A 6,153-nucleotide genomic window follows, 5' to 3' on the forward strand; every position below is an offset into this window, starting at 1 on the left:
TTTCTTCATCAATAGAGGCTTACTTTTTCTTTTTAGGACCAAGTAGCATACCCATTTGACGACCTTCCATTTTTGGTGCTTGTTCAACTACACCGAATTCAGCCACATCTGCTTCAACTTTTTGCAATTGAGCCAGACCCAACTGTTGGTGAGCCATTTCACGACCACGGAAGCGTAAAGTGATTTTTACCTTGTTGCCTTCTTCAAGGAACTTGATAATGGCACGTAATTTTACGTTGTAATCACCAACATCAGTCGCAGGGCGGAGCTTGATTTCTTTCACCTGTACTTGATGCTGTTTTTTCTTCGCTTCTTTCTGCTTTTGTTTCAGATCAAACAAATGCTTGTTGAAGTCCATGATTTTACACACGGGTGGCTCAGCATTTGCAACAATCTCAACCAGGTCAAGATCGACAGCTTCAGCTGCACGTAAAGCATCATTTAAGCTTACGATGCCTTTTTGCTCGCCATTTTCGTCTACAAGACGGACTTCTTTTGCACGAATTTCATCATTCAAAGCAGGACGGTTTGATTTGTTACCGCCCTGTTGATTACGGTCAGGCTGTTTAATCGCTTTTACTCCACAATATACCGGCCGCGTTCGGCAACGGCTGCTTTTACTAGGTCAACGAAAGCATCGATTGACATAGTACCCAAATTTTTTCCTGAGCGGGTACGCACATTCACTGTACCTTCCTCTACTTCACGGTCGCCAAGTACCAGTAAGTAAGGAATACGCTCTAAAGTACGTTCACGAATCTTAAAGCCGATTTTCTCATTTCTCAAGTCGGAAATGGCACGAATACCGTTTTCTTTAAGTTTAGTGACGACTGACTCACATGCTTCCGCTTGAGAATCGGTAATGTTCATCACGCACGCTTGTGTAGGTGCCAACCAAGGTGGCATAAAGCCTGCGTAGTGTTCAATCAGTATACCAATAAAACGCTCGAAACTACCAAGAATTGCACGATGTAACATAACAGGCTGATCACGGTCGTTATCTTCTGTTACGTAAGATGCATCCAGACGCTCTGGCAGGTTGAAGTCACACTGAATGGTACCGCACTGCCATACACGACCTAGGCAGTCTTTCAATGAGAATTCGATCTTAGGACCGTAGAATGCGCCTTCACCCGGTTGCAGTTCCCATTCCAGACCAGCAGCATCTAAAGCATCAGCCAAAGATTTTTCCGCCATGTCCCAAAGTTTGTCATCACCGACACGTTTTTCCGGACGTGTAGAGAGTTTCATTTGAACGTCTTCAAAACCGAAGTCTTTGTACACATCTAAAGTCAATTTAATGAAATCTGCAACTTCAGTTCCAATCTGTTCTTTGGTACAGAAAATGTGTGCATCATCTTGGGTAAAGCCACGAACACGCATAATGCCGTGTAATGAACCTGATGGCTCGTTACGGTGACACGAACCAAACTCAGCCAGACGGATCGGAAGATCACGGTAAGATTTCAACCCCTGGTTGAATACCTGTACGTGACATGGACAGTTCATTGGTTTAACCGCATAGTTACGGTTCTCTGAATGAGTCGTAAACATGTTGTCTGCATAGTTTGCCGCATGACCCGATTTTTCCCAAAGCGTGAAGTCCACCACTTGCGGGGTACGAATCTCAAGATAACCATTATCTTGCTGAACTTTACGCATGTACTGTTCCAGTACCTGGTAAATGGTCCAGCCATTCGGATGCCAGAACACCATACCCGGTGCTTCTTCCTGCATATGGAACAAGTCTAAAGCTTTACCGATTTTCCGGTGATCGCGTTTTTCTGCTTCTTCAATACGTTTTACATAAGCCGCAAGCTGTTTTTTATCCGCCCATGCTGTACCGTAAATACGTTGCAGCTGTTCATTCTTCGCATCACCGCGCCAGTAAGCACCAGAGATTTTAGTCAGCTTGAACGATTTTAAGAATTTGGTATTCGGTACGTGCGGACCACGGCACATATCCAGATAGTCTTGATGGTAGTACAAGCCCATTTGCGTTTCTTCAGGCATGTCTTCAATCAAGCGGAGTTTGTATTCTTCGCCACGCGCAGTGAATTCTGCAATCACTTCATCGCGTGGGGTCATTTTTTTGATGACATCATAGTCTTGGTCGATGAGCTTTTTCATACGCTCTTCAATCGCCGCCAAGTCATCTAAAGTAAACGGACGTGGCATCCAGATGTCATAGTAGAAACCTTCTTCAATGACCGGGCCAATCACCATCTTTGCTTCGGGGAACAATTGCTTAACTGCATGGCCGACCAGGTGCGCACAAGAGTGACGAATGATGTGAATACCATCTTCATCTTTAGGCGTGATAATTTGTAAGGTTGCATCTTCAGTGATGAGATCAGACGCATCAACCAAACGGTCGTTTACGCGACCCGCAACTGTATTTTTTGCAAGACCCGGACCAATGCTCAGTGCAACGTCCATCACAGATACGGCTTGATCAAACTGTTTTTGATCGCCATTTGGCAAAGTGATAATTGGCATAAAAAAATCCTTAAGGAGTGATGCCCCGTACCATAGGGCATGTCACCGCGAGATTATGATCGAGGCAGAACCTCAAAAGATAAAAACGGTGGATAAATAAAAATCGATTCGAATTTTACACGTCTTATCCACAGGATTAAACCTTTTCACCTATAAAATTCGCAATTTGGCACATTTTGAATTTATTTGCCAATGCCTTAGCTCTAGCTCAATCAAGGAATTTTCACTTCCCTTTTTATGCTCTAAAGTTATCCCATGCTTAGAACTTGCACTGAGCATAGGCAGAAAGCGGAGCAAATTGCGGAATCACAGCTTCGCTCTGGGTGGGTCTTAAAAACACATAATCAGCCCGGTCAATCTCACAGGATTTCGGCACCAGCAGCAGTTCCAGATCAGGTAACTGGCTATAGTGCAAAACTTTTAACATGGGTGTAGCTATCCATAAGGCACCTTGCAGTTCAGCCAGACTTTGCTGGTCAATATCCCCCTGATTGGCTAAAGACTGATTGATCGGAACAACATATTTCCCTAAGTCATATAAGCGTGTACCCGCTTAAACTGTGCATTGACTTTTATCTTCATCAAAGGCCAGCACGCCTTTGAACTGATCGAGATTAAGCAAAGTTTCATCCGTCTTGGCCAACACACTAAATGAATGCCTTGCACCAACGACAGGAATATGACCATAGAATTTGACTCATTTTTGTAATTCATTGACATGCTGAGGTTGAAAAATTTATGGATGTGCCTGCTGGCTTCCAGACCAATTACGCCATCCTTTATCCGCCTGTTGTATTTTCATTATTATTCCCTAGCTAATGTTATTTAAATTGCCCATTTAGAGTAAAATACCTAAAAAAGCAAATATGGGAACCCATGCGTTCAAAAAAAATCCACCCCATAAAATAATTTTTTTAATTTTCAATATGTTAAAAATTATAAAATAGCACTCGACTAAAGCATAACTGCAAGATTTCTGATAAATGCATATCTTTTTCAAAAGGATATGAAAACAAATATAGAATGGAGTTTTAACATGGTTAGCGCATATGATGAATTACCGCGTACCCCCGCAAATTTTGTAGCGTTGTCACCTTTACGCTATCTGGATCGGGCTGCTTATATTTACCCGAATCAAAATGCAATTATTCATGGTAAACGTCGTATTACCTGGCGTGAAAAATATAATCGTTGCCGCCAGTTTGCCCACCAACTCCAAAAACTCGGGATCGGTAAAAATGATACCGTTTCGGTACTGCTGCCTAATGTGCCGGCAATGATTGAAGCACATTTTGCCGTACCAATGGCAGGTGCCGTACTGAATACCTTAAATACCCGTCTGGATGCCAAAACAGTTGCCTTCATGCTGGAACACGCCGAAAGTAAGGTATTGCTGGTTGACCCCGAATTCAGCCAGCTTGCTACAGAAGCCTTGGCGCTGATTCCGCAAGAAATCTATGTCATTGATGTCGCCGATGAAGAATATGAGGGTGAGGATACCCGTATTGGCCAGATTGAATATGAAGACTGGATTGCACAAGGTGATACCAATTTTGAGTGGCATTTACCCGCGGATGAATGGGATGCCATTAGCTTAAGCTACACCTCGGGCACCACGGGGAACCCGAAAGGCGTGGTCTATCATCACCGGGGGGCCTACATTAATGCAGCCAGTAACATCATTGCTTGCGGCATGATGCCTCGCGCGACCTATTTATGGACCCTGCCATTGTTCCACTGCAATGGCTGGTGCTTTGCCTGGACCATGGCTGCCAATGGCGGTACCAACGTCTGCTTGCGCAAAGTTGATGCAGAACAGATTTTCAAATTGATTGCCGAACATAAAGTCGACTACTTCTGTGGCGCACCGATTGTCCTGTCGATGCTGATCAATACCCCTGAAGAGAAAAAGACCCAGATTGATCACCGTGTTGAAGTGATGGTGGCCGGTGCCGCGCCTCCTGCGGCGATTATTGAAGGCATGCGTAATATTGGCATTAATGTCACTCACGTCTATGGTTTAACTGAAACTTACGGCCCTTCTGCACTGTGTGCATCACAAGCGGGCTGGAGCGATCTATCGATTCAGGAACAGGCACACTTGCACTCTCGTCAAGGAGTTCCATATCCACTGCAAGATGGCATGAAAGTACTTGATCCGGAGACCATGCACGAAGTGCCGCATGATGGTAAAACCATGGGCGAGATCATGTTCCGCGGCAATATCGTCATGAAAGGCTATTTAAAGAATCCTGAAGCAACCGCCGAAGCCTTTGCTGGTGGCTGGTTCCATACCGGTGACCTTGCCGTTTGCCAACCGGATGGCTATGCCAAAATTACCGACCGCTCTAAAGATGTGATTATTTCCGGCGGTGAAAATATTTCTTCACTCGAAGTGGAAGAAGTGCTGTATCAGCACCCTGCAGTCCTGACGGCAGCGGTAGTGGCAAAACCTGATCCACGCTGGCAGGAAGTTCCATGTGCCTTTGTGGAACTCAAACAAGGTAAAACTGCAACAGCTGAAGAACTGATTGAATACTGTAAACAGCATTTGGCCCGTTTTAAAGTACCTAAAGATGTGGTGATTACCGAGATTCCAAAGACATCTACAGGCAAACTGCAAAAATTCATCTTGCGTGACTGGGCCAAAGAACGTGCTACAGGCGAGTTTCAGTAATCCATCATCTGATGGGTAAAGTCCCCCTTTTCAAAGGGGGACTTAGGGGGATTACCCCTTGTGAAACATCATTTATCACCTTTTAAATGAGAGAAGAAAAAAAGCGACTTCATGAGTCGCTTTTTTAGTTTGAGTATAGAAATAAGAAAGGTAAGCGTCCGCTGAACACACCTTCTGAATTCATCCTATAAGCCTTAATTTAGTCCCCACTTAGAAACAAGTGGGGACTTAAATTTATGACTACAAATCATCAGACATCTATCGCATCTCTTGCGAAAAAACGAAGAACATACAGTGCTGAATTTAAACAGCAGATCGTTCAGGCTTGTAAAGCACCGGACGTTTCAATTGCTTCAGTTGCTTTGCAACATGGATTGAATACAAATCTTGTATCCAAATGGATTCGCTTAATTGATGCAAAGCCAGGGAGTGATCGCTCACCACTACCGAATAAACCTGCATTTATTGCCTTATCTTGCTCTGCACCATTAGATCCTACTCCTACTGACATGTTAAAAGTTCAAATTACTTTACCCCACTCAAAAGCAGAAATTGGCTTGAAATGGCAAGTATCAGAAATACCTGCCTTGGCAGAATTACTCAAGGTGCTGGCAACATGATCCGTATCGATGAAATCTGGCTTTCTACCCAACCTCTGGATATGCGAGCAGGGATGGATACTGTCATGGCTCAGGTGGTGAGAGCCTTTGGCTACATTAAACCGCATTGTGCTTACCTGTTCTGTAATAAACGTGGCCATCGCATGAAAGTGCTGGTACATGATGGACTGGGCATCTGGCTATGTGCCCGGCGGCTGGAACAGGGCAAATTTCACTGGGCTCAAGTTCACCAGGGTGAAACCGTGGCCCTCAGCCCGGAACAGTTACAGGCACTGATCCAAGGTTTGCCCTGGCAGCGCATTGGACGACAGCAGGTGGTGACGATGCTTTAAACCAGGCTGTTCCATTCTGCTATTC

5 protein-coding genes and 1 pseudogene are annotated in these 6,153 nt (G+C 44.6%); 3 read left to right on the forward strand and 3 right to left on the reverse strand.

Annotated elements, in window-relative coordinates; all coding sequences use genetic code 11:
* Positions 1-19: 19 nt before the first annotated feature.
* From infC to FTU91_RS09900, 3 genes and pseudogenes are all read right to left on the reverse strand, one after another.
* Positions 20-571 carry a translation initiation factor IF-3 gene (infC, locus tag FTU91_RS09890; RefSeq protein ID WP_086195388.1) on the reverse strand — a complete coding sequence of 184 codons (552 nt, stop codon included), beginning with the start codon at positions 569-571 and terminating at the stop codon, positions 20-22.
* Between the two features lie 5 nt (positions 572-576).
* Positions 577-2,499 carry a threonine--tRNA ligase gene (gene thrS / locus FTU91_RS09895; RefSeq protein WP_180082063.1) on the reverse strand — a complete coding sequence of 641 codons (1,923 nt, stop codon included), beginning with the start codon at positions 2,497-2,499 and terminating at the stop codon, positions 577-579.
* A gap of 259 nt (positions 2,500-2,758) precedes the next feature.
* A pseudogene (locus tag FTU91_RS09900) lies at positions 2,759-2,956 on the reverse strand (hypothetical protein); the annotation flags it as partial.
* Positions 2,957-3,535: 579 nt separating this feature from the next.
* Between FTU91_RS09900 and FTU91_RS09905 the strand changes: the two are divergent.
* From FTU91_RS09905 to tnpB, 3 genes are all read left to right on the forward strand, one after another.
* Positions 3,536-5,176 carry an acyl-CoA synthetase gene (locus tag FTU91_RS09905; protein ID WP_180082064.1) on the forward strand — a complete coding sequence of 547 codons (1,641 nt, stop codon included), beginning with the start codon at positions 3,536-3,538 and terminating at the stop codon, positions 5,174-5,176.
* 236 nt (positions 5,177-5,412) lie between these two features.
* The gene (locus FTU91_RS09910; protein WP_004828545.1) at positions 5,413-5,796 is read left to right on the forward strand and encodes a transposase; all 384 of its coding nucleotides are present in this window, start codon (positions 5,413-5,415) and stop codon (positions 5,794-5,796) included.
* Entirely contained in the window at positions 5,793-6,128 is a 336-nt protein-coding gene (gene tnpB / locus FTU91_RS09915) for an IS66 family insertion sequence element accessory protein TnpB (protein WP_000618087.1), read from the forward strand. The genes FTU91_RS09910 and tnpB overlap by 4 nt, the downstream gene beginning before the upstream one ends.
* Positions 6,129-6,153 lie beyond the last annotated feature (25 nt).

The sequence above is a fragment of the Acinetobacter sp. YH12201 genome, assembly GCF_013418145.1.
Lineage (GTDB): Bacteria > Pseudomonadota > Gammaproteobacteria > Pseudomonadales > Moraxellaceae > Acinetobacter.

Bases quoted from the DNA above. Each gene is read 5' to 3' on its own strand.
- FTU91_RS09910 (WP_004828545.1), top strand. From the start codon at position 5,413: ATGACTACAAATCATCAGACATCTATCGCATCTCTTGCGAAAAAACGA.
- tnpB (WP_000618087.1), top strand. From the start codon at position 5,793: ATGATCCGTATCGATGAAATCTGGCTTTCTACCCAACCTCTGGATATG.
- FTU91_RS09905 (WP_180082064.1), top strand. From the start codon at position 3,536: ATGGTTAGCGCATATGATGAATTACCGCGTACCCCCGCAAATTTTGTA.
- thrS (WP_180082063.1), bottom strand. From the start codon at position 2,499: ATGCCAATTATCACTTTGCCAAATGGCGATCAAAAACAGTTTGATCAA.